Below are 25,056 nucleotides of genomic sequence, written 5' to 3' on the forward strand. Positions count from 1 at the left end.
CTCAGGCTGTAATGCCATTTATCCCACCTATTGTACAACAAAATCGCGCATACGTCATGCGTACGCGCGATATGGTTTTTACTTCTGAGCAACGATTCGGTACGTATCGTTAGCAATAACGAACTCTTCGTTTGTTGGAATAACGAGTACTTCAACTTTAGAAGAATCCGTAGAGATACGTTTCTCGAAACCACGACCTGTTTTATTACGTTCTTGGTCAAGCTCAACGCCTAAGAAGTTAAGCTTGGAGCATACCGCTTCACGAACTGTAACTGAGTTCTCACCCACACCAGCTGTAAACACGATTGCATCTACGCCATCAAGCGCTGCTGCATAAGCACCGATGTATTTACGAATACGGTAAGTGAACATATCGAATGCAAGCTTCGCATTGTTGTCACCAGCTTCCATCGCTTCTTCTACTTCACGCATGTCGCTGGAACCGCCAGAGATCGCTTGCAGACCACTGTGCTTGTTAAGCATGAAGTTTACTTCCGTTAGTGTAAGATCTTCTTTTTCCATTGCAAAAGGAACGACTGCAGGGTCAAGGTCACCTGAACGTGTTCCCATCATCAAACCTTCAAGCGGCGTCATACCCATGGATGTATCAACAGATTTACCGTTAAGAATCGCTGTACAAGAGGCACCGTTACCTATGTGGCAAGTGATAATCTTAAGCTCTTCAAGCGGACGGCCGATAAACTTCGCTGCACGCTCACTTACATATTGGTGAGATGTACCGTGGAATCCGTAACGACGAATACGGTGCTTACGATACAGCACATTTGGAATCGCATAACGGAATGCCACTGGATCCATTGTTTGATGGAACGCAGTATCGAATACCACGACGTTAGGAAGACCCGGCATGTTCACTTCTGCCGCAGCGATACCTAGCATACTTGCTGGGTTATGAAGAGGTGCGAGATCGAACAAACTCTTAATATTCTTCTTCACTTCATCTGTTACAAGAACAGAGCCCGAGAAGAAAGCCCCGCCATGTACAATGCGGTGTCCAACAGCATCAATCTCGCTTGTGCTCTTGAATACACCATGCTGAGCATGAACGAGCATATCCAGAACCTTACGAATCGCAGTTGTATGCTCGAGAATAGGTGTGACCTCACGTACTTCTGGCTTACCTTCTGGCTCGTGAGTCAGAATAGCCGTGTCCATACCAATACGCTCTACACGACCTTTAGCCAGTACTTCTTCATTATCCATATTGTAAACTTGATATTTAAGCGAGGAACTTCCCGCATTAATGACTAAGATATTCAAATCCGTTCACCATCCTTGTTGTATTGGAAGAAACCTTGGCCTGTTTTTACACCTAGCTGTCCGGAGTAAACCATTTGTTTGAGTAAGAACGAAGGGCGATATTTCAATTCGCCGAACTCACGGAACATGCGCTCAAGCGCTGCAAGAACAGAATCCAAACCAAAACGATCCGCCATCTCAAGTGGACCTGAACGGAATTCATAACCAATCTTCATTGCCATATCAATTTCTTCTGCAGATGCAACACCTTCAGAAAGAGTTACCATTGCTTCGTTAATTAATAGACAAATCAGACGCGAAGTAACGAATCCAGGAGATTCGAATACTTGAATGCCATGTTTTTCAATCGTACTTTGTACAAATTCATGTGTTGCTTTATATGTTGCATCAGAGGTTTTAATCCCCCGGATAATTTCAACAAGATCAATTTTGGAAACGGGGTGTACAAAGTGAACACCAATCACACGTTCAGGTGAATTCGTAACTGCCGCTAACTCTGTCAAGCTAAGTGTAGACGTGTTACTCGATAGAATAACATCAGCAGGACAAATCTTATCCAACTCGCGGAACACTGCTTTCTTCGCTTCAAGTTCTTCAGATACTGTTTCAATGATCATTTCACATGTTGAAACTTCATTCAAATCCGCAGTGCCATGTATTTTAGCTAAAATGAGCTTTTTCTCTGCTTCCGTAATTGCCCATTTCTCCAACTGCTTATCTAAATTTCCTGCGATAAGTTCCAAAGAAGTTTGTAATTGTTCTTCAGTTTTTTCAACCAGAATGACATCCAAACCTTTTTTTGCAAGCATTTCAGCAATACCTTGACCCATGGTACCGCCACCAATGACGCCGATCTTTTTAAACTGACTCATGATGTGTCTCCTTTTCGCAAATCTGCAATAATTTTGCATTAATTGTACTAACTGTAGTATACACAATAAATGGTTTTTTCCAATTTATATTATATACCAGTGCTCACCCTTCAAATGTGAGCAAAATCACAAGCAAAAAGAGAACCGCCTGTGAAAGGGGTTCTGAGTTCTCATATGCATGATTTTTGTTCCTCAGACAATCAATCATACAACGAAATGAATCAACCTGCAAGTACAAAGGTCTTTATGAAGCGATCTGCTTAAGCATGATGCGGAATTGCTCACCAGACAATGTTTCTTCTGTCATCAACACATCTAAGCTCTGTTCAAAAACAGGCTTATAGTTATCTAGCAGCTGCTTCGTTCGCTGCATTAGCGCATTCAGTATCGCATTATTCTCATTCATCAATTCTTTCTTCGGCACCATTTCTATATCCACGATTCCTAAATTTGTAAGTCCAGAACCTACCAACATACGAACAAGCTCCATCGCCTTTTCAAAGTCATTACGTGACCCTGTACTACGAGCGCCATAAAAAATTTCTTCTGCAGCCGCTCCACCAAGAGCAATCATAATCTGGTCTTCAATATATGATTTCGTGTATAAATAATGATCTGCAGGCGGGTTATGACGTACATAACCCAGCGCCTTGCCCCTTGGACATAGAGAGACCTGTGACACTGAACCTTCACGTACAACCTCGGCTACAATAGCATGTCCGAGCTCGTGATAAGCCACACGCACTTTCTCCTCCTGATTCGTCTCACGATCGGTCTTTTCTCCCATCATGACCTTATCAATCGCTAAAGCAAGATGCTTCTGCGTGAGCCTGTCTTCATTTGTCCGCATGGCATAAATAGCTGCTTCATTCAGCACACTCTCAAGCTGCGCACCTGAAAAACCAAAAGTCTGCTCCGCAATAATCTCCATATTCACATCGCCTCGAAGTGGTTTGTTACGTGCATGAATGTCCAAAATGGACATTCGACCCTTTTTATCTGGTAAATCCACTTCAATATGACGATCAAATCGACCTGGACGCAGCAGTGCGGAGTCGAGCATTTCCTTACGGTTCGTTGCCGCAACAATTAAAATACGCGGCTCTTCCGTTGTATGAATACCATCCATCTCTGTCAGTAATTGATTTAACGTCTGGTCATATTCTCGCTGCTGACCACCTTCACGCTTACCGCCTATGACATCAATCTCATCAATAAAAATAATGGCATTTTGCTTATTTTCTTTTTGCGCTTTCATCCGCGCTTCTTTAAATAAATCCCTAATTCGGCTTGCACCTACACCAACGTACATTTCAACAAACTCACTGCCTGATGCTGAACTAAACACCGCATTTGTATAGTGTGCTGAAGCTTTCGCAAGCAATGTCTTTCCTGTTCCTGGTGGCCCTGTCAAAAGTATGCCTTTGATTGGGCGTATACCAAGCTTGGCAATCTGTTCTTTTTTAATGAGAAAATCTAGTGCTTCCATCAATTCGGCCTTGGCTTGGTCTTGACCACCAATTTGATTAAAATCTAGGAAGCTCGGCTTTGGGTTCGTCCCTTTACGAGATGAGCTGCCCCCAGTTGCCCCAATGGCGCCTCCACTTCGCTGCATACGAACGACAAACCATGCCACAATCAATAGAACTCCAATCATAACAATTGGCAAATAATCTACGCCCATAAAAGCAACAAACAAGAGCAGTACTGGAATGATCCCAAGTAAAATTTCAGTTTTCCACTTAAGCATTCGGCCACGCTCCTACCTTCGCTGGTGTACGCGGTAAAAGGATGAATTTAGACGCGTCACCCCAAATTAATGTGACATACATATACTGATCATCCATTTCTGTTTTCACTTGAAGACCATCTAATGCTGCAGCACGCTTCTGAAGTGAATCAGGGATACTGCTGTACATCTTATTTTCCATTGCTCCTGCCACATCAAACAATGCATTCGACCACCAAGTTTCAAGTTCTGGTGAGGAATGACCGTTTACTTTAAGATTGACAGGACGTTTTCCAATAATCGAAGCTCCGTCTTGATAGATGTGCTGGACAATTTCACGAACGTTAGCCTCTTTATTTAATTGTAATTCTAAATCCAATGAGGAATTAGTAAGTTTTATATCAGCAGTTTCTACTGCATGTTGTTCAGTAATAATTTCTCGAAGAGGCGATTCCAAGGCTAGTGTCTGATAAGAAAACCACCCTCCGAACAAGACTGCAGCTGCACATACACTGCTAATTACAATCGGTAGCGGACGTAATTTTCGCAAGGAAACGTCCTCCTTTCTGGAATATATCTACATCTAGTATAGATGTCCTGATAGATTCGAGTATATCATGTTTGATACATCCAAATCGAATGAAAACAGTGGAAAAAGATTAACCTAAAGATAAAAAAAGCCCAGTCTATTGAAGACTGAGCCTGTACGTGTCGACGAGTGAGCCGTCGGTGATTTTATAGTAATCATAAAAGTATTTATCGCTCTCATTCGGAATCGCTTGCTTGTAGAACACTTCCCATACGTATTGTCCCTGAAGTTTATTAGGCAGTATTCGCAGAATGTTAATACTCGCCCCTTTTTCAAGCATCTTTGCTCTCACTTGCTTTTCTGAGAAAATGTTATCTGCAAATTCGGTATGCACACCTTGAGTTGAAACCCAAGCGATAAGAGGATGACCTAGTTTATCATCTCCGAACACGATGTTGTACGCATCGTCCCCATAGGAGGGCTCTGCTCGTGTTGCGGTCACCATGGTTGTCTTCTCATAAGCCGTTTGAACCGCTTGAGACAAATCCGTAAAGTGATTTTGCTGAACACGTGTGTAGAAGAAATACATAATAACAACCAATGTTACGAGTACGATAACTGAAATAAAGACCGTCTTTTTTACTCTAGACATCTTATTGAGTCAACCTTTCAAAACAAAGCTCAAACTCACGTTTCACTTTTTCCTCATCAATCGTCAAGCATTCACGATTACGAATTAACCATTGACCATCGACCATAACGTCAACTACGTCATGCGCGGAAGCGGAGTAAACAATATGAGAGATATAATCTGTACGCGGTAAGAAATGCGGCTGATCCAGATCAAGAGCGACGATATCGGCTTTCTTGCCTACCTGGAGCTGACCCACATCATTTAACCAGATGGACGCTGCACCTATGTGTGTACCCATCATCAATGCCTCTGTTGCAGGAACAGCAACTGGGTCACCCGACACCCCTTTATGAATTAATGCAGCAAGACGCATTTCCTCGAACATATCCAGATTATTATTCGATGCAGCACCATCAGTACCTAAAGATACTTTCACACCAGCAGCTAAAAGTTCCGGCACACGCGCAACACCCGATGCAAGTTTCAAATTACTACCTGGGTTGTGAGACACACGCACATCGTACTTCGCGAGTATAGCAATTTCTTCGTCTGTTAAATGTACGGCGTGCGCAAGTAACGTTGGACGATTGAATACACCAAGTTTTTCTAAATGCGCAACTGGACGCAAACCATAATCAGCCACGTTCTGCTCCACTTCACGAAGCGTTTCAGACATATGCGTATGAATCGGTAAGTTTAAATCTTGAGAAACAGCCACAAGTTTCTCGATATAGTCCGGAGGACATGTATATGGAGCATGTGGCGCGATCATTGTTGTGATACGACCATTCGCTTTCCCGTTCCAATCTACAGCGAATTTCGCTGCTTCCTTCAACTTCTGATCTTGCACCTCAGTTGGACATAAGCCAATTACACCACGAGTCAAGCAGCCTCTTATTCCTGATTGTTCCACAGCTTGCGCAACTTGGTCCATATGATCATACATATCAACAAAAGTTGTCGTGCCACCCTTCAACATCTCAAGTATGGATAGGGAAGTGCCCCAATGGACATCCTTAGAAGTAAATTTAGCTTCCATTGGCCACATCTTCTCTTGCAGCCACACCTGTAAAGCTAAATCATCGCCGTATCCACGTAACAGTGACATAGCAGCATGCCCATGTGTGTTTACAAGACCTGGCATGTATAGTTTGTTCTTTCCAGATATTACTTCATCATATTGTTCAAGTGGCTCTGGGATATCCTCACCTAGATAAGTAATAAGGTTATTTTCAATCACCATACAGCCTTTGACAATTGGGTTTATTGGATTGGATGTCACAAAAATGCCATCAATTACAATTTTTTTATCCATATTATTCAAATCCTTTACTACAATTTGGTTACTTCATTTAACTGTACATCTTCAAAAATAGAAAATCAAGAAATCGCCGTTGCTTTCCTTTGGTTTATTGTGATATTTTATAGTCTGTGAGTTGGAGAGATTTTTCTACATAAAGAGACAAAACACTGTGACGCACACTTTTTATTTTATGAAGGAGGTTCTTGAGACCATGCTGTTTACAAGAAAAGGTGAGGTTGATTTTCTCAACCTGCTAATTAAGGCCGCGGAGAATAATCTTGATGCTGCACATGTATTTCGTAAAGCGATGATGGGTGAAGCCCCACCATCTGATTTTTTCCCCCAGCTTAAAGAATTAGAAAACAACGGTGATAGCATTACTCACGAAATTTTCAAAGGATTAAATAAAGTTTTCATTACACCTATTGATCGTGAGGACATTCTCGAACTTGCTTCAAAACTTGATGATGTTGTCGATGGGATCGAAGCATCACTCGCTCGTTTTGACTACTTGGGAGTCTCCACTACGGATAAATATATGCAAGACTTCTCAGCGGTCATCGTATCTTCCTGCCAACATATGTTGGATGCTTTCAAATTGCTTGGCCGCAAGAAATATTTACAAATTACAGAACATACCGTACAAATCAATTCCCTTGAGAATGAAGGGGACAAGCTGATGCGTGAAGGTATACGTCAAATTTTCCAAAACAAAAAAGATCCATATGAGGATTTTAAGTTGAAGGAGATCTACGAGCGCCTTGAACAAACGACGGACGCATGTGAAGATGTAGCCAATATTCTTGAAAGTGTTGTGCTTCGCTACTCCTAGGAGAGCGAGTTCGGAGGGAATTCATGGACCATAACTTATTGGTACTTATCATTATCGTCGCTCTTTCCTTATTATTTGACTTTATTAATGGATTTCACGATACGGCCAATGCGATTGCCACATCGTTATCCACTAAAGCGTTAACTCCCCGAGTTGCGATTCTATACGCAGCTTCGCTTAATTTCGTCGGAGCGATTATTTTCTCCGGTGTAGCTAAGACGATCGGTGGGTCGATCGCGGATCCTTTTACAGTAGAAAATGGACACTACATCATTATCGCAACATTGATCTCAGCGATTTTGTGGAATCTACTTACATGGTACTTCGGAATTCCTTCCTCCTCTTCTCATACGTTAATCGGCTCTCTAGCGGGTGCGGTTATCGCAGGAGCAGGATTTGGCGCTGTGAACTTTGAAGGTTTTAAAAAAATCATTATGATTCTACTTTTATCACCAATTATTGCCTTTGTAGCAGGTTACATTATTATGACCTTACTCAAATACATCATTATTTGGACAGGCAATGCATCGCGTACACGTATGAATCGTGTGTTTCGCACTTTTCAGATTATTTCCGCAGGTTTATTGTCATTCTCGCACGGCGGAAACGATGCACAAAAAGCAATGGGTATTATCGTGTTTGGTCTAGTGTCAACAGGCTATGCAACCGATTTGGAAGTTCCGCTATGGGTTAAAATCGGAGCAGGACTTGCAATCGGTCTAGGTACATCCATTGGTGGTTGGAGAATTATCAAAACGGTTTCCAACAAGCTGATCAAGATTGAACCGATTAACGGATTTGCTTCTGACTTAACATCATTTGCTGTTATTCAGACTTCAACATTATTAAATATGCCACTATCCACAACACAAGTCATTACATCGTCTATCATCGGAACGGGGAGTGTTATCCGATTCCATGAAGTGAAGTGGGCAACCGTTATCAAGATGATTATGACATGGCTCATTACCATCCCGATCTCAATGATATTCGCGTTTATTATATACAAAATCATGTTCGGTTGGTTATAACTCATACAAAAGCCCCTCAATCGTTCCTACCCGGAACAATTTGAGGGGCTTTTTTTATTCACTTGTACTTTAGCATCCTTAATCCAAGAAATACGCCAAGCTCTGTAATTCCGTTGTAAAGTCTGCATTGTGTACCCGGATGTGGGATGGAACCTTAATATTAATCGGTGCAAAATTTAATATGGCGTCAATACCTGCATCTACAAACATATTGGCAACATTTTGCGCTTCATGTGAAGGAACTGTAATAATTCCAATTCGAATATCGTTCTCTTTAACTGATGAATCAAGCGCTTCCATCGGCTCTACAGGTAAATTGTTAATGTTGCTACCTACTTTATCAGCAGATGCATCGAATACAGCTACAATTTTCATTGTATCTTTAAGGAACGCATTATAATTGCAAAGAGCGCGGCCTAAGTTACCTGCCCCTACAAGTGCGACTGCAATGTGACGATCTAACTTCAAGATCTGACGAATTTTTTCAATTAAAAAGAGAACATCATAGCCGATCCCTTTTTTTCCAAATTCCCCAAAATAAGCTAAATCCTTGCGGATTTGCGCAGGGTTCAAATCAAGCTTTTGTCCTAAATCATGGGATGAAACTGTCAATACATTATTTTTCGCCAATTCATTCAGAAAACGCAAGTAAATCGGAAGTCTGCGTACAACAGCATCAGATATTTTCAATACTGATTTCATTAGATATTTTCTCCCATCCATTGTTGAATTCTCGGCACAATCTGGGACGTAGACATCGACTCAATTTTAGGACCAGGCAAAGAATACAGGAAGTTTTTTCCATACTGCGTGTCGATAACTCGTGTGTCATAAATGATTACGACTCCCTTATCACTGGAAGTTCGTATCAATCGACCAAAACCTTGTTTGAAACGAATGACAGCCTGCGGCACAGAAAATTTCATAAACGGATTTTTATTTTGCTTCTTCAAGTTTTCGCATTTTGCCTCTACCACTGGATGACTAGGGGGTTGGAACGGCAGTCTAACGATCGCTAAACAGGTTAACGCATCGCCAGGAATGTCAACTCCTTCCCAGAATGAGCTTGTACCGAGTAGAACATTTGCTTTGCCTTCTTGAAACAGACGTGTGAGCTTACTGCGGTTACCACTGTCAACTCCTTGACCAAGGACACCGATACCGTGAGGCTTAAGCAACTCTTTTAATTCACCGTGCACTTGCTTTAACATTCGATTCGATGTAAACAAAACAAGCATACGCCCTTGAGTTGCAAGCGCGACTTCGGCTAACGAGTGAACGAGCTTCTCAGTAAACAGAACTTCTCCTGCTCGGCCCTTAATAGCTGGAAAATCACGTGGAACACAGACAAGCGCTTGTTGGCGATATTGAAAGGGTGAAGGCAGTTGAACAGACTTCAACACATCCTCCTCCACATCAGGAGAAAATCCCAGCTGCTCACTAACATATTGAAAAGACTTATCAACTGTTAACGTTGCAGAAGTCATAACAATACTTTCTTTCTTCTCAAAAAGATTTTCTTGTAACAGCTTGCTCACATCAGTTGGTACACAATTCAAAAGAACGGAACTTTTTTTAGCAAACAAGCCCGCTTCTAACCAGTATACCGAATTTTTGTCCTTTTGGTGCATGAAAAATCTTACGTTTTCGCGACAATGTCCAAGATCTTTGATACAACCATTCATATCTGTTAAAAAACTTTGCAAATCATACTCATCTTCATGGTCTTTAAAGTCATTCATCAGCTTCTCAGCACTTTTAATAAGCTGACCCAGCTCTTGATATACATTGTCTTCTAAAGGCATCAATTCTGCCCATACCTGCGGCAGTTCTTCCTGTTTAATCCGAAGTACATACTGCCCTAATTCATTCTGGCCAGGATCACTTGAACCCGTAGAGACAACTTCATATAACTTATCACAAAGTACATCCCAATGCTCTCTAACCGCCATAACATGCTCGTACATTCGATCTAGTGTCTGGCACCACAATTCTGCACGATCATCGCCGTGATGCTTCCCAAGCTTACTCCGTAACGTTGCAAAATGTCCACTACGAGCATCTTTGTACATCCACTGCAGACTGTTTAAAAGTGTTAAATAATGAAGTTCCTTACCCATGTGTCTGCTCGCCACTTCTTCCAAATGATGTGACTCATCGACAATTAATTGCTCATAACCAGGTAAAATACGATGCTCCGCATTTAAATCCGTGAACAGCATGGAATGATTCGTAATTAGCAGATCAGCAGTATTCGCCTCATTACGTGCACGATGATAGAAGCATTTACGGAACCACGGACATTGACGATTCAAACAAGAATCTGCATCACTTGATACTGAATGCCAGAAGAATGTACCACGACCGGTCAAATGTAATTCTTCCTCATCACCCGTCTGTGTATCACTAAGCCATACGACCATCTGAGCTGCTGTTAAAGAATCTTCTTTGGCTTGTTCCCAATCCGCCGCGTTGACTCGACCTTCAAACTTACGTAAACATAAATAGTGGCTGCGCCCTTTTAACACACCCGTATCAAAAGGTAAATCAAACAAATTGTACAACATTGGAATATCTCGAGCACGCAGCTGTTCTTGTAAATTAATGGTATGTGTAGAAACAACAATTTTCTTATCGTTTTTTATGCCATAATACAGCGCAGGAATCAAGTAGCCCATCGACTTACCCGTACCTGTTCCTGCTTCAATCATCAAGTGTCGATTCTTTTCTAAAGAATCATGTACCTCGGTAATCATCGTCTCCTGCGCCTGTCGCACTTCAAAGCCCAGCTTATCCCTCATCTTCGTCTTCAACTGCTCATAGAAGGCTTCGAACGTCTCAGGGAGGGTCTCCTTATCTCTGTCAGCCTTCTCCTGGTCCGACCAATCTCCGACGTTCATCGCAAAGCCTCGATAGTACTGTTGGGCATTCGGGTCGATCTCCGCTTGCATCTCGCGAGCCGCCCGAATATCACTGAAAAACCATCCCAGATCATTCGAATTATAACCTTCAAAGATCGCATGCAGCCTTTGAATCGTAATCAGCGGCAGATCTTCGATTCGTTCCAAGCAACGAAGCATAATTTCTGCTGTTGCTTCAGCATCACTATCGGCTTGATGTGGACGTTCATGCTCAATACCAAATGTATTGCTGGCTAAAGACAGCTGGTAAGAGGTTAGAGATGGAAAAAGAATCTTCAGCAGTTCAATTGTATCAAGAACGCGTCCTGAGAATGGAAAATAGCCCGCTTTGCTAAGACCCCGCTGTAAAAAACCAAAATCAAATGACACGTTATGCCCAACAAGCACACAGTCATATAGCTTCGGATACATTTCAGCCATTACATCAGACAATTCCGGTGCATCTGCCACCATTTCATTCGTAATTCCTGTTAATTCTGTAATAGAAGAAGGTATACTGCACCCCGGTTGAACGAGGGAAGTATACCTGTCAATAATGCGATCTTTATCTATAATAACAAGTCCAACCTGAATAATTTCGTCGTCCGTACTACTCCCGGTTGTTTCAAAGTCAATTACCGCGAATTTCATTGCTACGTACTCAATCCCTTCTTCTTGCTTCCTCTAGCATAACAGAAATGACACCATTTAGGAATGCGAACAGGGAAAGTTACGTATCGAGACTCATGACTTTCGGATCATTGCGATAAGCCTTTTTAAAAAACTCATAAGCTTGGTCTTCATTGCATTTTTCGTATTGAATACAGCCCATCACATTGTAAGAAATAGCCTTCATTGTCGGGTTATCGGTCAATGGAGCAAGTAGTTGAAAATGATGGTTGGCTTCGGCAATATTACCTTTTCTCAGCTGCCCCATTGCCAAATAAGCACGACCTAATTGGAAATCTGGCTCCTTTTGCAATAAACGTTCAAAATGACCAATTGCTTCATCGTACATGCATAACTTGTAATAGCCTTGTGCAACTCGGAACTGGTCTGATTGTTTGATTGAAGTTTCCAAATCAGACAAAGGCTTCATCCCAGGAGGCGAGGCTGACGAAGCAGTTACACAAGTTTTCGCCACAGGCAGCGTCGACTTAACAGCTTTCTTGGAACTTGCTGTTGTAGTATCCGAAGGAATACTCCGCAGCTTTTCCTCAAAAGCAAGCCAGTCCTCGATAAACTCATCACTCATCGTTTTGAGTACAACAATCTGCTCATCCAGCTGCTTTTTCTGGGAACCGGCGACATGTGGATACTGCTCCGCGATTTCATCAAGCACTTCGTTCATCGTGGCAAACAAATGTTTGAACATATGCATCCCGCCTTCGAAAGAATACATTCATTGTTTGTTTACATCATGCTTTTCATGCGGAGATTACTCAGGAAAAATCGTGGAATGTGTCTCTTCCGCAAGAACACTTGTTACTTTGTTTCCTTCACCCATAAAGGCAACTTTTGGCTTATGCAAACGCGCCGCTTCATCCGTTAACATCACATAAGAAATAATAATGACAGAATCGCCGGGTTGTACTAATCGTGCTGCTGCGCCATTTAAACAAATAACACCTGATCCGCGAGGACCTGGAATAATGTATGTCTCTAAACGTGCCCCGTTATGATTATTCACGATCTGCACTTTTTCATTAGGGAGCATGTCCACTAAATCAAGTAAATCTTCATCGATCGTAATTGATCCGATGTAGTTCAGGTTTGCTTCTGTTACAGTTGCACGATGAATCTTGGATTTCATCATTGTTCTAAACATGTGTTCACTTCCTTTTAATGGAGATAATAATGTTATCAATTAGTCTTGTTGCACCGAATTTAACGGCTAATGCAATAATAATAGGTTCCTCATTTTGAATATCTAGACGTTCAATGGACTGCAAAGTCGGATAACCCAAAATTTCTACATAATCAATTTCTGCCAGCGGTGAAGCTGAAATTCGACTAATAATCCGCTCACGAATATCTGCTGTAAGAACCGGAGTGTCGGTTGTGATCCACTGCTCTGCTTCAAACAATGTACGAGATAGGACCAGCGCTTCTTTACGCTGCTCCGCACTTAGATATACATTTCTAGAACTCATCGCAAGCCCATCTTCTTCACGAAGAATCGGACATGGAACAATTTCAACTGGCATATTAAGATCTTCCACCATTTGTGTAATTACGGCTACTTGCTGCGCATCCTTTAGGCCAAAATAAGCTTTATCTGGTTGAATAATATGAAACAATTTCGATACCACTGTCGTGACACCTGCAAAATGGACAGGACGCGATGCACCGCATAATTTCGTCGTAATATCGCTCACGATGACTTGCGTTTTCGATGGATGTGGGTACATCTCCTCAACCTGTGGTAAGAAAACAATATCCACACCTGCATCCTTCGCAAGCATTAAATCCCGTTCTTCATCCCGCGGATATTTATCAAAATCCTCATTCGGACCGAATTGCATCGGATTCACAAAAATACTTAATACGACGATCGCACATTCTACTCTCGCCTTTTGGAGCAAAGATGCATGACCCGCATGCAAATATCCCATTGTAGGTACAAAACCGACAAGATCTTCTTGTTGTCTGCCCTTGATTTCATTTCGTAATTCGCTAATGCTACGAATAACCTTCATTTCATCCGACTCCATTTCCGTATGTTAAGCCAAAAGCTGGTCTGTTATTAATTCTCGCTGCCATACAATTTTTGCGCGAGTTCCTGATCCATTTGGAAACCATGTGCTTCAGTTGGGAAGCTGCGTTCTTTTACCTCTTTTACATATTCCGCAATTCCGTTCTTCACGATTTCCCCAATGTTCGCATACGTCTTTACGAAGCGCTTGGGTTGGCTAGGAGGGCCGTATTGCAAGACGTCGTGATAGACTAGAACTTGACCATCGCAAGTTGGACCTGCGCCAATACCGATTGTTGGAATCGTTAATTGATCTGTAATCCAAGCTGCAAGTTCTTCCGTTACAAGTTCAAGTACAATCGCAAATGCGCCTGCTTGTTCAATTGCCTTTGCATCGGCAAGCATCTTCTGCGCCTGGGCAGAGTTTTTGCCTTGCACTTTGAAACCGCCGATTTGGTGAATGGACTGTGGTGTAAGTCCAAGATGACCCATGACTGGAATACCTGCACTTGTCAGTGCTTGTACGGCTGGTGCAATCTCTGCTCCACCTTCCATTTTCACCGCTTTCGCAAGTCCTTCTTGCATGATGCGTGCCGCATTGCGTAATGTTTCATCAATTGAACCGTGATAAGTTAAGAATGGCATATCCGTTACAACAAAAGTTGTTGTTACCGCGCGCGTAACAGCACGTGTATGGTACACCATGTCATCAATAGTTACCGGTACAGTTGAATCATAACCGAGCACGACATTACCAAGCGAATCCCCTACTAGAATAATGTCTACGCCTGCTTGTTCGACTAAATAGGCTGATGGATAATCATATGCAGTAACGACTGTGATCGGTTCACGGTCCTGCTTCATTTTCAAAATCTTCGATGTCGTTATTGGTCTACGTACTGCCATAGTCATCATTACCCACTTTCGTTCAAATGTACAGCGTGTAAAGTAGTTTTGGGTAACCGAAACGTTCGTTAGTCAAATAAAAAAGCCTTTTAGACATGAGCTAAAAGGCCTTAACGTAAAAAGAATCATATGATCCTTTCTGTCTCGGTCCAAACGGCTCAGAGCAGAATCCAACATACTACTTATACAATTTCCATTTTGAATGTTACACAAACATGAAAATAATGCTGTTTGGAGTGCAATTCCGAATCCGGATATCACCTCACAGCGCTATTATATCAAGATTGAGCAAGGGTGTCATCCCTTTTTCCAAATAACTCCACATCACCTGAAAACACGCATAGTTCTTCCCCTTGAGTTGAAACAATGCGAAGTCCCCCTGATTCATCAATCCCTGATGCGATACCCTCAACAATTCCACCTCTTGGCGTATGAACTTGGATCGGTCGATGCAGGGTGACGGACAGTGCCTCCCACAACAAGCGTATGGAAGCAAAGCCTTCCTCATGATAGAGCTGGTACAACTGCTCCAATTCCTTAAGAATGGCAACAATAAGCGATTCCCGTGATACCTCTTTTCCAGACGCAATGGCTAATGAAGTTGCAATAGCGTGCAATTCAGGCGGATAATCTTCAAGCGACAAATTAGCTGAAATTCCGATCCCACAGATAATATGCTTAATTCGTTCATCTTCTGCACTCGATTCAAGCAGGATACCACATACTTTCTTCCCATCGATCAGAAGATCATTCGGCCATTTAATGCCAATATCTACGTTACATTCTCGTCTGATCGTTCGGCACAATGCAACTGCAGTTAACAGCGTAAGTTGTGGGGCGAAGTGAATCGGGATTTGCGGTTTCAATACCAAGCTCATCCAAATGCCTTTCCCCTTGGGTGAATGCCACTTACGGCCCATTCTACCGCGTCCTGCCGTTTGCGACTCGGCAATAATTAACGTTCCTTCTGGAGCGCCTTCGGCAATCTTCTGTTGTGCGATTGTCTGGGTTGAATCCACTTCGTCATAATAGTGGAGACTTCTGCCTAGTGTCTGCGTTTCTAGCTTACTTAAAAATACGGGAATGTCTAATTTGGCAGGTGCTTGAATTAGGCGGTAACCCCTACGGGAAGATGCCTCAAAGACATAGCCTTGAGCACGAAGCGAACGTATGCCTTTCCAGACTGCTGTACGTGAGCAGCCTAGCTGTTTGCTTAACTCTTCGCCAGAGACATACGATCCTCTATTATCTTCGAATATTTGTAAAATGGTATCTAGCAATGTTATTCACTCTTTTCCTTGATATGCACTAGTGCTGCCGCTAGTAGATCAGCATGACTGTTAGACAGATCACCTAAGGCAACACGATTAAGCAGCTCATACAATGTATGTCCAACCCACGGTCCTGCCTTTAATCCTGTCGCCTGAATCAGATCGCTGCCTGTAATGGCTAGCTCACTAAGCTCCGTGCAGGGCATCTCTAAGAGCCATTTTTCACCACGGGTGACAAGAAGCTCGCAAACGTCAGATTGCAGGAAAGTGAGCAGGAGAGAAGGCGAATGGTTACGTGAATGCGATGATGGCTCAGCAGATGCCAATTGTGCGGCATGAGCAAACGGCACTGCCTGCGAGGCGCGGTGCAACACGGCGATGGCCTCAAGCCATCGCTGTGCAGCTTCCTTGCCGAAACTTACAGCGGCCAGCTTAAACGCCGCCGCTGGCGTAACGCCGGTCGGCTGCGCCAGACCAGCGGCAACCACCTCGTCGTGCAATGCCACGACGGAGCCAACTGCTTCGCCTGCTGCGCGGGCGAAGGTAAGCTGCCGCATCGCATGGCGGGCGGCAGCCGGGCCCTCCTCCGTTAGCAGGAGGAGGAGGGCCCACCGCGCGCTGGCTGCGTGCAGCGCGGTGAGGTTCGCTAGCGCACCCTCGGCTAGAGGGGTGCGCCACGCGGATTGAACAGGCAGGCCAATGTCCTGCCTGAAGTAACCTAGCAGCTCACTGCTCAGCAGGAGCTGCAATCCCCGGTGGGGTGCTTCGCCCTCCACCAAACGCTCTAGTTCCGCGCGAACCCGCTCCATCGCAATATGTTTGAGAAGCGGAGCCTGCTCGCACAAGGCAAGCCATGTCTCCTCTTCGATGTCCAAATGGTAACCTGCTGCAAAGCGTACACAACGCAGTAATCGCAGCGCATCCTCACCGAAACGTTCCACTGGGTTACCGACACATCGTAAAATCTTCGCTTCCATATCCTTTTGCCCATTAAAAGGATCAATTAACTCCCCATCTATTCCCATTGCCATTGCATTCATCGTGAAATCACGCCGCTGCAGATCCGCTTCCAAAGAGGTCACGTATTGAACTTCTGTCGGTCTGCGAAAATCCACATATTCCGATTCTGTCCGAAATGTCGTCACCTCAAAAGGCTGTCGATCCATCAGAACTGTCACTGTACCATGCTGCAGTCCTGTTGGGACGGTACGTTCGAAGCAAGCAATTACTTCTTCTGGCTTCGCAGAGGTTGCAATATCAATATCCTTCACCGTTCGACCTAGCAGCGAATCACGAACACAACCACCAACAAAAAAAGCCTCATATCCGTGTTGATGAAGCTGTGCAAGCACTTGTCTCCCCGCTGCTTCAGTTGCCCCTAAATTCCACGCCCGCATCCTATTCACAATCCTTCATTTCAACTAATTCCCTTTATATTGACAATCTCCTGGTTCCAACAATCGCAGCTCCGGAGGCATCGTACGTCCTAAAGTCCGATAATAAATCTCTTCATATTGCAACGTGATATAATCATTACAAAACGTTTGTCTCGCACGATAGAGACACGCTTCACGCACACGTTTATACAGTGCCTCATCTGTTAATAAGCGGACAGCAAACCCTGCCATCGCGTCCGTATCTCCAATCGATGCTAAGAATCCAGTATCCCCATGCGTAATCAGTTCTGGAATTCCACCTGCATTCGATCCAATTGTTGGAACGCCACAAGCCATCGCTTCAAGTGCTACAAGACCAAAGCTTTCCTTCTCCGATGGGAGCAGCATGACATCTGCAAGTGAAATCACTTCAGCTACATCATCTTGTTTCCCACAAAAAATGACACGGTCTGAAATGCCTAGTTCCTTTACCCGATTGTTCACTTTGGACAATTCAGGACCTTCACCGACGAAGAGAAGCTTACTCTTCACTTGCTGTTGGACCTTCGCAAAAATTTCAACAACGTCCATAACCCGCTTCACAGGCCGGAAGTTTGATATATGTATGAGCAATTTTTCATCCGGGTCAATGAAATTTTTACGCAATTCACTTACTTCACGCGGGTAATACACTCTTTTATCAACAAAGTTATAAGCCAAATCAATATCTCGATCAATCGCAAGTGATTCTCTTGTCTCACGAATTAAATCCGCAGAAACAGCCGTCACCGCATCACTTTTATTAATCGCAAAACGAATCAAATCCGAGATCGATTGATCTTGCGCAAGCACTGTGATATCCGTACCATGAAGGGTTGTGACAACCTTAAGCTTATCTCCTACCATCTGTTTGGCCAGAATTGCACATACCGCATGCGGAATCGCATAATGGACATGAAGCAAATCTAAATTTTGCATCTGTGCAACTTGCGCAAGCTTACTCGCTAGAGATAAGTCATAAGGCGGATAGCGAAAAACATGATAGTCAGACACTTCTACTTCATGATAAAAAATATTTTTATCAAATTTCCCTAACCGAAACGGCATACTATGCGTAATAAAATGCACTTCATGCCCTTTTTCCGCTAGTAGTTTGCCAAGCTCCGTCGCTACAACACCAGAACCTCCAAGTGTCGGATAGCATGTAATCCCTATTTTCAAAAATTGACTCATATTATTCCTTCTCTCTTGATCCGAAGTAATCAAGAAACAGCGGCTGCTTCGTCACAAAACCTTCTGCAAATCGAACTCCACCTTGTTGTCCAAGCAGATAATCTCTCGCTTCCACGCGCTCTATATAGCTCTGATTAAGCGGTGTTGCAACATAATCATTGCCTGAACCTGCAGGCTTAAATTGTGTTTGATAAGCCCGTAGTGAATTCTGCTTTTGCTCATAAAAAGCCGAGACATCTACAACTACATCTGCTTCATGCACATCATTAATGAAGTAAAAATACACTTCTGGGACTTGATACGCTTCTAAATCTGGTGCATACTTGCGCAGTTTTGCATTAAATAACGCATCTTGAACGATTCGTGAACACATGATGTGGTCTGGATGACGATCTTCCCAATAGGGGGCGAATACAATAGAAGGTCGGTACTTTCGAATCTCTCGAGTCACCGCTTCAATATGCTCAGGCACCAATTGCAAGCCACGATCAGGCAAGCCCAGATTCGATCTCATGCTCAAATTAAGTATTGTAGCAGCATCATCCGCCTCTTGAATCCGTGACTGCACCGTACCATTCGATGACATCTCTGCATACGTTAAATCACAAATTCCTACTTTATAATTCGAAGCTGTATGCTTCGCAATCGTGCCACCCATACCAATCTCAGCATCATCTGGATGCGCACCAAAAATTAAAATATCCAACTTCTCAGTCATTAGATTTCACCCGGTTTATAAGTATCTTCAAGCGTTCTCCATGCTAAATCCCCACGTTCAACCGCTTTAATTAACAGTTCAGCCGTCGCTAAATTTGTTGCAACAGGAACGCCTATCACATCGCAAAGGCGCAATAAAGCAATAATATCTGGTTCATGAGGTTGTGCCATTAATGGATCACGTAAGAAAATAATCAAATCCATTTTATTCTCAGCGACTAACGCACCAATTTGTTGATCTCCCCCAAGTGGGCCTGACATAAATCGCTTCACCGTTAATGCTGTGTTCTCCATAATACGAAGACCTGTTGTACCTGTACCAAACAAAGTATGCTTCTCTAACACATTCTCGTAAGCAATTGCAAAATCAATCATTTCTTCTTTCTTACGATCATGAGCAATAAGTGCAATATTCATCAGTAGCTCCTCCTATGATAACGAACACTAAAAAAAGGACAGAGGGCGCCTTATACGCCTTGTCCCCATTGTAAACCTATTCAACAAAATGCTCAAACCCATAAATCATCCCAGTGTATGTCATCACCTTTTTACAAGCAACACTCACGCCTGGCATATAAGACGATCTTTCATAGGAATCATTACGTATTTTCAAAGCTTGACCCGGGGCACCGAATATCACTTCTTGTTGGGCAAATACGCCTGGAAGACGTACACTATGTATACGGAAACCATCATATAACGCACCACGAGCACCATCAATTATCTCTTCTTCGTTCACATTGCCCTGACGGAATTCACCACGGTTTTGAGAAATGATTTCTGCTGTTTTAATGGAGGTACCTGAAGGCGCATCCAACTTCTGATCACCGTGATACTCAATAATTTCAACATGTGGGAAATATTTAGCCGCTTGCGCAGCAAATTTCATCATGAGAATGGCACCAATCGAGAAATTTGGAGCAATCAGTCCACCAATCCCTTTTTCATGACAAAGCTTGTCCAACTCTTCGATCTGCTCAGGTGTAAATCCTGTTGTGCCAACCACTGGACGAACCCCATGCTTGATCGCAATTTCGGTATGAAGCACGGCGGATTGAGGCAATGTGAAGTCAACAAGCACATCCGCCCCACTCTCAACTAGTGCTAACTCCAGATCCTTCGTAACGGTAACACCACATGGCTTCATCCCTACAGCAACGCCAGCATCTTCCCCCTCTGTAGTACGATTAATCGCTGCTACCAATTCCAGTTCTGGATCATTTAATACCATCTTCACAACTTCACGGCCCATTTTGCCATAGGCACCTGCTACTGCAACTTTGATACACTTATTCATCTTTATCTGATTCCTTCCTATCGAGTCCCAAATATTGAGATAATTGTACTTGGTAATTATAAAGAAGCTCTTGCGCTAGCTCATGTTCAGGTTCGAGCTTCAATGCTTCTTTTATCGCATTTATCGCCGGATAATAATCATTCAGTTCCACATACGCCTCAGCTAGCAGCAAGTAACCTTCGAATAATAGCGGGTCCCACTCTAAGGCCTGTGTGATAAGCAGAATTGCGGTGTACGCAGATTCAGCGCTGCCATCTAAACCTAATTGAGCTTGCTTTACCAATTCTTGTGCCTGTAGTCGCTCCACATGCAGACGGTACACTTCATTATCAGGTTCAAGCAGGGCAGCTTGATGTGCATACTGCCCTGCCTTCATTAACTTATTACTCCGAAAATAAGTAATGGACAGACGGTAATACAAAGAAGCATTATGAGGATCACTTTGAATCGCTTTGTGAAACCAATCAATTGCTGCTTCAAAATCGCTTAATAGCAAAGATTCATATGCTTTTTTTATATGAAAATCACTTTCCATTACCATCCACCTCGACTCGCATGTGATATACTGGCTTGGGGGATGGTACATCATATGTAGCGGTCTTCTACTCGGTTCCCTTTTTTGTCCAACGATTCGCATCACGGGTACTGAACTTATGCATCACTTTATCATGTGCCTCTGTTAAATCAATACCTAGCGAGTTTGCAAAGCAGATCGTAATAAATAATATATCTCCTAATTCCAATTCAATGGAATTTGCTTCTTCAGTCGTTTTTTTCGGCTTTTCACCAAATTCGTGATTCACCTCACGAGCTAGTTCACCCACTTCTTCAGACATTCGAGCTAACATCGCGAGTGGCGAGAAATAACCTTCCTTGTATTGGGAAATATATTGATGTACTTCTGTTTGCATATCTTGGAGTGTTCGTTGCGCCATATTTCACCCTTCCTTTACAACTTTCTACCCTTTATGTTAACTGAAAGATGAAAGGTTGACAAATCATTTATCGAGGAGGACAACTGTTGACTCAGGCACCTTTATTTTCAAGACTTCGCAATCTTATACCGATCTCTCTAGGTACGGCTATCTTTGCATTTGGTCTGCATTTCTTCGTTATTCCCAATAAATTGATGGAGGGTGGAGTAACCGGTATCGCCATCTTACTCAATTATATTTTCGATTTCCGTCCCTCTATTACTTCCTTACTACTCAACATTCCATTATTCGTTATAGGTTGGAGATATCTTGGACGCAACGCCATGTACTATACCATTTACGGTACGATATCATTATCCTTCTTCTTATGGATTATGGAGGTCCTAATCGGGCATGGTTGGCTTACACCCTTTTATACCGAGCATGACTATATTTTAGCCGCTTTGTATGCCGGGGTTACGATTGGAACGGGACTTGGTATCGTATTTCGCTTTGGTGGTACAACTGGCGGAGTGGATATACTAGCCCGTATATATAGTAAAAAAGGCGGTCGAAGCGTAGGTCAGTTCATTTTCACATCTGATGTTATCATTATCGGATCTTCTCTCTTCTACATAACCTTAGACAAAGTACTTTATACCCTTGTAACCGTATTTATCGCTTCACGCGTCATTGATTACATCATTGAGGGCGCGTATGAGGCCAAGGCATTCACCATTGTTACTACACATTCCGATGCCATTGCACAGCAAATCACCTCACAGATGGAACGTGGCGTTACTTTGTTCCATGCGCAAGGTGCTTATTCCAAAGAAGATAAAAAAGTCGTATACTGTGTCGTGTCTCGTTCAGAAATACGTGCTTTAAATGAAATTGTCCGAGCTATTGATCCTCGAGCCTTCATTATCATTAGCAATGTTCACGATGTGCTTGGTGAAGGGTTCAAGATGGAGTAAATCTTATTCCCAGCCTCTGTCCCCGCTCTTTTTACGCGTTTTTATCGTCGTTTGCTGCGATTGATACATTCGTACTGCCGCGTAAGCAAGTGTGAGTAATATGATCGAGCCCAGAAGTAATGTCCACAAAATGGGCTGCTCTGGAACATAGATCGGTGCAAGTGTTTCTTGATCTTCACGCTTAAATAAGATGTTCGTCTCTTTACGCAGATTTTCAATGTTCATGCTCAGTTCCATCATTTCATATGGATTCAGGCGCAGCTGCGCTTTGATCATTGTAAGAAGAGATTGAACAGGCTTTAACGCTTCGGATTTTTTTGAGAGAATGATAGCTGGCTGTATTCGCAAGTAATGCTTGGTTAGATTTGAAAAAGCAGTTTCCGCTTCTGTTCTTCTGTCTGCCTTCACACTCGAGTAAAGCACTCTTAAATCATCCACAATAGCACCATAAGCTTCATTCCACAACGGATGGAGCTTATGTGTTAAAGCATCTGTCGCATAGCGCACCTGTGCCGCTGCTTCTATCCCACTTTCCGGTTGAAATCGAAACATACTGAACACATTTATCGCATGATCAATTGTCTGGATTAGAGCATCGATGCCTTCTGGGGTCGTCATTTCTTTTAACGGAACTTGCACGAGTAACCCCTGCATGGCCCGTAAATCTTGCAAAGTCGCAAGCGGATCTCCTTGCTCTGCTTTTTGGTACATCGTATCGCTTAACTTATTTAACTTCGTGAGATTGCTCTGCTGAGCTTCTGTCCCCCGTGTACGATTCACTTCAGATTTATCCTTTGAAGGTGCCTCTAAGGCTATGGCATTGCCCCAAACACCAAATAATCCAACTAACATCATGAAACAACAACAGACTGTACGTATTTTTCGCTGCAAAAAAAACATGGACATTCCCTCCTCACAACAGTGTATGGAGGGCTGTCCCGTTTTAGACCTTCATTCGTTTACGTATTTGAATGTAAGCGATCGCTAGAATGATGCTACATATACTTAAACTGATTGTAAACTTCTCAATCATACCCAGATGATCGAGCAATACTCTTGATAAACCTGGGAAAATCCCCTCGTGATAGTCCATATAATCATTCCACAATGTCCAAATGGCCACGCAGATGACAGCACCGATTCCATAACGATAGAACACCCCGTATAACAGTACCTCGAATACCATACCAAGATGGGACACAATCAACATCCAGGATTGCCACTCCAGCGTATCTCCCAGCCATGCGCTTGCGAAAATCATCGATACTGCCCATATTCCGTATTTAACAGAAGTAATAATTGCAAACGCTTCAATAAATCCTCGCACCACGCGCCAAATACCTGCTTGCGGTGATGCTGCAGGAAATAGGAGATAAAGTAAGCTAAGCGTGTAAAACAAGCTCGCCGTCGGTGAATCCGGTACAAATGGCAAATACCATAAAGGCTTAGTCGCGGCGGTATCAACAAGCTGCCACCAGTACCAATAGTAACCATAGACGGTGCCTATCAAATTGATCATGAATACCATCCACAGCATCGAACGGGTCATAAACAAAGCTCTGCTCCAAACCAAAAACACTTGCAAGTCTGTCAGCTCCAATCACCTGATCAATTGTATATCCCTGTAAAAAAACCTGACCGTATCGTCCTACAGTCAGGTTTTTGTTATCGTGTGATTATTTTTTTTGCAAGGCCAACCATGTAACCATCTTGTCAATGTCCGCATCAGACAAACCTTTTTGTTTGTTAGCATCGTACTGTGCTGGCATTCCGCCGCTTGGAGTACCTTCTTTAACAATCTTCATGATTTCATCTTTCGAATGCTTATCACCGACACCAAGTAATGGAGGACCGGATTTACCTTTCAAATCTCCACCATGGCAAGCGATACAAGAAGATTTTTGGAATACTTCATATCCTGGATCATCCTTCGCTACGATTGCCAATTTCTTAGGTGCTTCTGTTTTATTGCCGCCACCAGCAGACGCTTTAGCCGCATTAAGTTCTTCTTCACGCTTGATATGTTCAGGAACAATACCTTTTTCCTTCAATTCAAGCTGATAGTGGTGCCAAGAGAATACCGTCAAATAAGTAACGGCTGCAAGAGTCACGAGCATAATGGAAGATGCAATAGGTCTTCTATAGAAGCGACGCTCTTTGCCCGTATCAAGGAACGGTGCAAGCATAAGTGCACCAAACATAATACCTGGAACAAGCATCGTACCTACCACTACGAAATCACCAGACGCATACGGGTATTTCAACAATTGATACATAAATAGGAAGTACCAGTCTGGCATCGGAATAACAGTAGCTGTCGGGTTAGCTGGATAGCCTAGTGGTGCCGGATCGGACATTACCAAGCAAAGTACTCCGACTAATGCAACGACTGCAACCATCCACTCTTTTAAAAGAAAATTCGGAATAAATGCTTCCGACTTACCCGGATATGATGTGTAATCAGGTGGTGTTATAAAGCCTTTGCTTTTACGAATACGGGAATCCCCGACATAAACGATTTTTTCGTTAGATTTAGGGCCATGTGCCATCTTAGTCACT

General features: G+C 43.1%; 26 protein-coding genes. 3 read left to right on the top strand and 23 right to left on the bottom strand.

Annotated features, from left to right (window positions below):
- Positions 1-78 precede the first annotated feature (78 nt).
- The 6 genes from ACSBOP_RS13515 to ACSBOP_RS13540 form a co-directional block, all read right to left on the bottom strand.
- Complete coding sequence (locus ACSBOP_RS13515) at positions 79-1,281, bottom strand: acetate/propionate family kinase (RefSeq protein ID WP_442601055.1); 1,203 nt, start codon at positions 1,279-1,281, stop codon at positions 79-81.
- Positions 1,278-2,153, bottom strand: coding sequence for a 3-hydroxyacyl-CoA dehydrogenase family protein (locus tag ACSBOP_RS13520; protein WP_442601056.1), 876 nt, complete (start codon positions 2,151-2,153; stop codon positions 1,278-1,280). Before ACSBOP_RS13520 ends, ACSBOP_RS13515 begins: the two co-directional genes overlap by 4 nt.
- Positions 2,154-2,397: 244 nt before the next feature.
- Positions 2,398-3,903, bottom strand: coding sequence for an AAA family ATPase (locus tag ACSBOP_RS13525; RefSeq protein WP_442601057.1), 1,506 nt, complete (start codon positions 3,901-3,903; stop codon positions 2,398-2,400).
- A complete protein-coding gene (locus tag ACSBOP_RS13530) occupies positions 3,896-4,432 on the bottom strand; it encodes a hypothetical protein (protein ID WP_442601058.1) in 537 nt (178 codons plus the stop codon). The genes ACSBOP_RS13525 and ACSBOP_RS13530 overlap by 8 nt, the downstream gene beginning before the upstream one ends.
- A gap of 136 nt (positions 4,433-4,568) precedes the next feature.
- Positions 4,569-5,063, bottom strand: coding sequence for a cell wall elongation regulator TseB-like domain-containing protein (locus ACSBOP_RS13535; protein ID WP_442601059.1), 495 nt, complete (start codon positions 5,061-5,063; stop codon positions 4,569-4,571).
- A 1-nt stretch (position 5,064) separates the two neighbouring features.
- On the bottom strand, positions 5,065-6,360 hold the full coding sequence (locus tag ACSBOP_RS13540; protein ID WP_442601060.1) for an amidohydrolase: 1,296 nt from the start codon (positions 6,358-6,360) through the stop codon (positions 5,065-5,067).
- A 199-nt stretch (positions 6,361-6,559) separates the two neighbouring features.
- Between ACSBOP_RS13540 and ACSBOP_RS13545 the strand changes: the two genes are divergently transcribed.
- Positions 6,560-7,180: a DUF47 domain-containing protein gene (locus ACSBOP_RS13545; RefSeq protein ID WP_442601061.1), complete on the top strand. Its 621-nt coding sequence runs from the start codon at positions 6,560-6,562 to the stop codon at positions 7,178-7,180.
- A gap of 23 nt (positions 7,181-7,203) precedes the next feature.
- Entirely contained in the window at positions 7,204-8,211 is a 1,008-nt protein-coding gene (locus ACSBOP_RS13550) for an anion permease (protein ID WP_442601062.1), read from the top strand.
- Positions 8,212-8,289: 78 nt separating this feature from the next.
- On the opposite strand, the gene ACSBOP_RS13555 is transcribed toward ACSBOP_RS13550, so the two are convergent.
- The 14 genes from ACSBOP_RS13555 to ACSBOP_RS13620 all read right to left on the bottom strand — a co-directional run bounded on the left by ACSBOP_RS13555 (position 8,290) and on the right by ACSBOP_RS13620 (position 21,541).
- Entirely contained in the window at positions 8,290-8,913 is a 624-nt protein-coding gene (locus tag ACSBOP_RS13555; protein WP_442601063.1) for a redox-sensing transcriptional repressor Rex, read from the bottom strand.
- Positions 8,913-11,762, bottom strand: a complete 2,850-nt coding sequence (gene dinG, locus ACSBOP_RS13560) for an ATP-dependent DNA helicase DinG (RefSeq protein ID WP_442601064.1) — start codon at positions 11,760-11,762, stop codon at positions 8,913-8,915. The genes ACSBOP_RS13555 and dinG overlap by 1 nt, the downstream gene beginning before the upstream one ends.
- 79 nt (positions 11,763-11,841) lie before the next feature.
- A complete protein-coding gene (locus ACSBOP_RS13565; RefSeq protein ID WP_442601065.1) occupies positions 11,842-12,486 on the bottom strand; it encodes a tetratricopeptide repeat protein in 645 nt (214 codons plus the stop codon).
- Positions 12,487-12,549: 63 nt separating this feature from the next.
- Complete coding sequence (gene panD, locus ACSBOP_RS13570) at positions 12,550-12,939, bottom strand: aspartate 1-decarboxylase (RefSeq protein WP_442601066.1); 390 nt, start codon at positions 12,937-12,939, stop codon at positions 12,550-12,552.
- Between the two features lie 4 nt (positions 12,940-12,943).
- Complete coding sequence (gene panC, locus ACSBOP_RS13575) at positions 12,944-13,810, bottom strand: pantoate--beta-alanine ligase (protein ID WP_442601067.1); 867 nt, start codon at positions 13,808-13,810, stop codon at positions 12,944-12,946.
- Between the two features lie 47 nt (positions 13,811-13,857).
- A complete protein-coding gene (panB, locus tag ACSBOP_RS13580; protein ID WP_442601068.1) occupies positions 13,858-14,712 on the bottom strand; it encodes a 3-methyl-2-oxobutanoate hydroxymethyltransferase in 855 nt (284 codons plus the stop codon).
- Between the two features lie 278 nt (positions 14,713-14,990).
- On the bottom strand, positions 14,991-15,992 hold the full coding sequence (locus tag ACSBOP_RS13585) for a biotin--[acetyl-CoA-carboxylase] ligase (protein WP_442601069.1): 1,002 nt from the start codon (positions 15,990-15,992) through the stop codon (positions 14,991-14,993).
- A 2-nt stretch (positions 15,993-15,994) separates the two neighbouring features.
- Positions 15,995-17,380 (bottom strand): CCA tRNA nucleotidyltransferase, encoded by a 1,386-nt coding sequence (locus ACSBOP_RS13590; protein WP_442601070.1) that lies wholly within the window; start codon positions 17,378-17,380, stop codon positions 15,995-15,997.
- A 24-nt stretch (positions 17,381-17,404) separates the two neighbouring features.
- Positions 17,405-18,592: an N-acetyl-alpha-D-glucosaminyl L-malate synthase BshA gene (gene bshA / locus ACSBOP_RS13595; protein ID WP_442601071.1), complete on the bottom strand. Its 1,188-nt coding sequence runs from the start codon at positions 18,590-18,592 to the stop codon at positions 17,405-17,407.
- 1 nt (position 18,593) lies between these two features.
- Positions 18,594-19,310 (bottom strand): bacillithiol biosynthesis deacetylase BshB1, encoded by a 717-nt coding sequence (bshB1, locus tag ACSBOP_RS13600; RefSeq protein WP_442601072.1) that lies wholly within the window; start codon positions 19,308-19,310, stop codon positions 18,594-18,596.
- Complete coding sequence (locus ACSBOP_RS13605) at positions 19,310-19,726, bottom strand: methylglyoxal synthase (RefSeq protein WP_442601073.1); 417 nt, start codon at positions 19,724-19,726, stop codon at positions 19,310-19,312. The genes bshB1 and ACSBOP_RS13605 overlap by 1 nt, the downstream gene beginning before the upstream one ends.
- Positions 19,727-19,802: 76 nt before the next feature.
- Positions 19,803-20,606, bottom strand: a complete 804-nt coding sequence (dapB, locus tag ACSBOP_RS13610; RefSeq protein WP_442601074.1) for a 4-hydroxy-tetrahydrodipicolinate reductase — start codon at positions 20,604-20,606, stop codon at positions 19,803-19,805.
- Entirely contained in the window at positions 20,599-21,141 is a 543-nt protein-coding gene (locus ACSBOP_RS13615; RefSeq protein WP_442601075.1) for a tetratricopeptide repeat protein, read from the bottom strand. Before ACSBOP_RS13615 ends, dapB begins: the two co-directional genes overlap by 8 nt.
- A 67-nt stretch (positions 21,142-21,208) precedes the next feature.
- Positions 21,209-21,541, bottom strand: a complete 333-nt coding sequence (locus tag ACSBOP_RS13620; protein WP_442601076.1) for a nucleotide pyrophosphohydrolase — start codon at positions 21,539-21,541, stop codon at positions 21,209-21,211.
- Between the two features lie 86 nt (positions 21,542-21,627).
- Between ACSBOP_RS13620 and ACSBOP_RS13625 the strand changes: the two genes are divergently transcribed.
- Positions 21,628-22,497, top strand: a complete 870-nt coding sequence (locus ACSBOP_RS13625) for a YitT family protein (protein WP_442601077.1) — start codon at positions 21,628-21,630, stop codon at positions 22,495-22,497.
- A gap of 3 nt (positions 22,498-22,500) precedes the next feature.
- Here the strand turns inward: ACSBOP_RS13625 and ACSBOP_RS13630 are convergent, their stop codons facing one another.
- The 3 genes from ACSBOP_RS13630 to ACSBOP_RS13640 all read right to left on the bottom strand — a co-directional run bounded on the left by ACSBOP_RS13630 (position 22,501) and on the right by ACSBOP_RS13640 (position 25,046).
- Positions 22,501-23,397, bottom strand: coding sequence for a sporulation protein YpjB (locus ACSBOP_RS13630; protein ID WP_442601078.1), 897 nt, complete (start codon positions 23,395-23,397; stop codon positions 22,501-22,503).
- Between the two features lie 43 nt (positions 23,398-23,440).
- Positions 23,441-24,016 (bottom strand): DUF1405 domain-containing protein, encoded by a 576-nt coding sequence (locus ACSBOP_RS13635; RefSeq protein ID WP_442601079.1) that lies wholly within the window; start codon positions 24,014-24,016, stop codon positions 23,441-23,443.
- 157 nt (positions 24,017-24,173) lie between these two features.
- Positions 24,174-25,046, bottom strand: coding sequence for a c-type cytochrome (locus ACSBOP_RS13640; RefSeq protein ID WP_442601080.1), 873 nt, complete (start codon positions 25,044-25,046; stop codon positions 24,174-24,176).
- Between the last annotated feature and the right edge of the window lie 10 nt (positions 25,047-25,056).

Source organism: Paenibacillus sp. KN14-4R (assembly GCF_052180255.1).
Lineage (GTDB): Bacteria > Bacillota > Bacilli > Paenibacillales > NBRC-103111 > Paenibacillus_AM.

Coding starts and splice junctions, on each gene's coding strand:
- ACSBOP_RS13520 (WP_442601056.1), bottom strand. CDS start 2,153: ATGAGTCAGTTTAAAAAGATCGGCGTCATTGGTGGCGGTACCATGGGT.
- ACSBOP_RS13525 (WP_442601057.1), bottom strand. CDS start 3,903: ATGCTTAAGTGGAAAACTGAAATTTTACTTGGGATCATTCCAGTACTG.
- ACSBOP_RS13535 (WP_442601059.1), bottom strand. CDS start 5,063: ATGTCTAGAGTAAAAAAGACGGTCTTTATTTCAGTTATCGTACTCGTA.
- ACSBOP_RS13540 (WP_442601060.1), bottom strand. CDS start 6,360: ATGGATAAAAAAATTGTAATTGATGGCATTTTTGTGACATCCAATCCA.
- ACSBOP_RS13545 (WP_442601061.1), top strand. CDS start 6,560: ATGCTGTTTACAAGAAAAGGTGAGGTTGATTTTCTCAACCTGCTAATT.
- ACSBOP_RS13550 (WP_442601062.1), top strand. CDS start 7,204: ATGGACCATAACTTATTGGTACTTATCATTATCGTCGCTCTTTCCTTA.
- ACSBOP_RS13555 (WP_442601063.1), bottom strand. CDS start 8,913: ATGAAATCAGTATTGAAAATATCTGATGCTGTTGTACGCAGACTTCCG.
- dinG (WP_442601064.1), bottom strand. CDS start 11,762: ATGAAATTCGCGGTAATTGACTTTGAAACAACCGGGAGTAGTACGGAC.
- ACSBOP_RS13565 (WP_442601065.1), bottom strand. CDS start 12,486: ATGTTCAAACATTTGTTTGCCACGATGAACGAAGTGCTTGATGAAATC.
- panD (WP_442601066.1), bottom strand. CDS start 12,939: ATGTTTAGAACAATGATGAAATCCAAGATTCATCGTGCAACTGTAACA.
- panC (WP_442601067.1), bottom strand. CDS start 13,810: ATGAAGGTTATTCGTAGCATTAGCGAATTACGAAATGAAATCAAGGGC.
- panB (WP_442601068.1), bottom strand. CDS start 14,712: ATGGCAGTACGTAGACCAATAACGACATCGAAGATTTTGAAAATGAAG.
- ACSBOP_RS13590 (WP_442601070.1), bottom strand. CDS start 17,380: ATGCGGGCGTGGAATTTAGGGGCAACTGAAGCAGCGGGGAGACAAGTG.
- bshA (WP_442601071.1), bottom strand. CDS start 18,592: ATGAGTCAATTTTTGAAAATAGGGATTACATGCTATCCGACACTTGGA.
- bshB1 (WP_442601072.1), bottom strand. CDS start 19,310: ATGACTGAGAAGTTGGATATTTTAATTTTTGGTGCGCATCCAGATGAT.
- ACSBOP_RS13605 (WP_442601073.1), bottom strand. CDS start 19,726: ATGAATATTGCACTTATTGCTCATGATCGTAAGAAAGAAGAAATGATT.
- dapB (WP_442601074.1), bottom strand. CDS start 20,606: ATGAATAAGTGTATCAAAGTTGCAGTAGCAGGTGCCTATGGCAAAATG.
- ACSBOP_RS13615 (WP_442601075.1), bottom strand. CDS start 21,141: ATGGAAAGTGATTTTCATATAAAAAAAGCATATGAATCTTTGCTATTA.
- ACSBOP_RS13620 (WP_442601076.1), bottom strand. CDS start 21,541: ATGGCGCAACGAACACTCCAAGATATGCAAACAGAAGTACATCAATAT.
- ACSBOP_RS13630 (WP_442601078.1), bottom strand. CDS start 23,397: ATGTTTTTTTTGCAGCGAAAAATACGTACAGTCTGTTGTTGTTTCATG.
- ACSBOP_RS13635 (WP_442601079.1), bottom strand. CDS start 24,016: ATGATCAATTTGATAGGCACCGTCTATGGTTACTATTGGTACTGGTGG.
- ACSBOP_RS13640 (WP_442601080.1), bottom strand. CDS start 25,046: ATGGCACATGGCCCTAAATCTAACGAAAAAATCGTTTATGTCGGGGAT.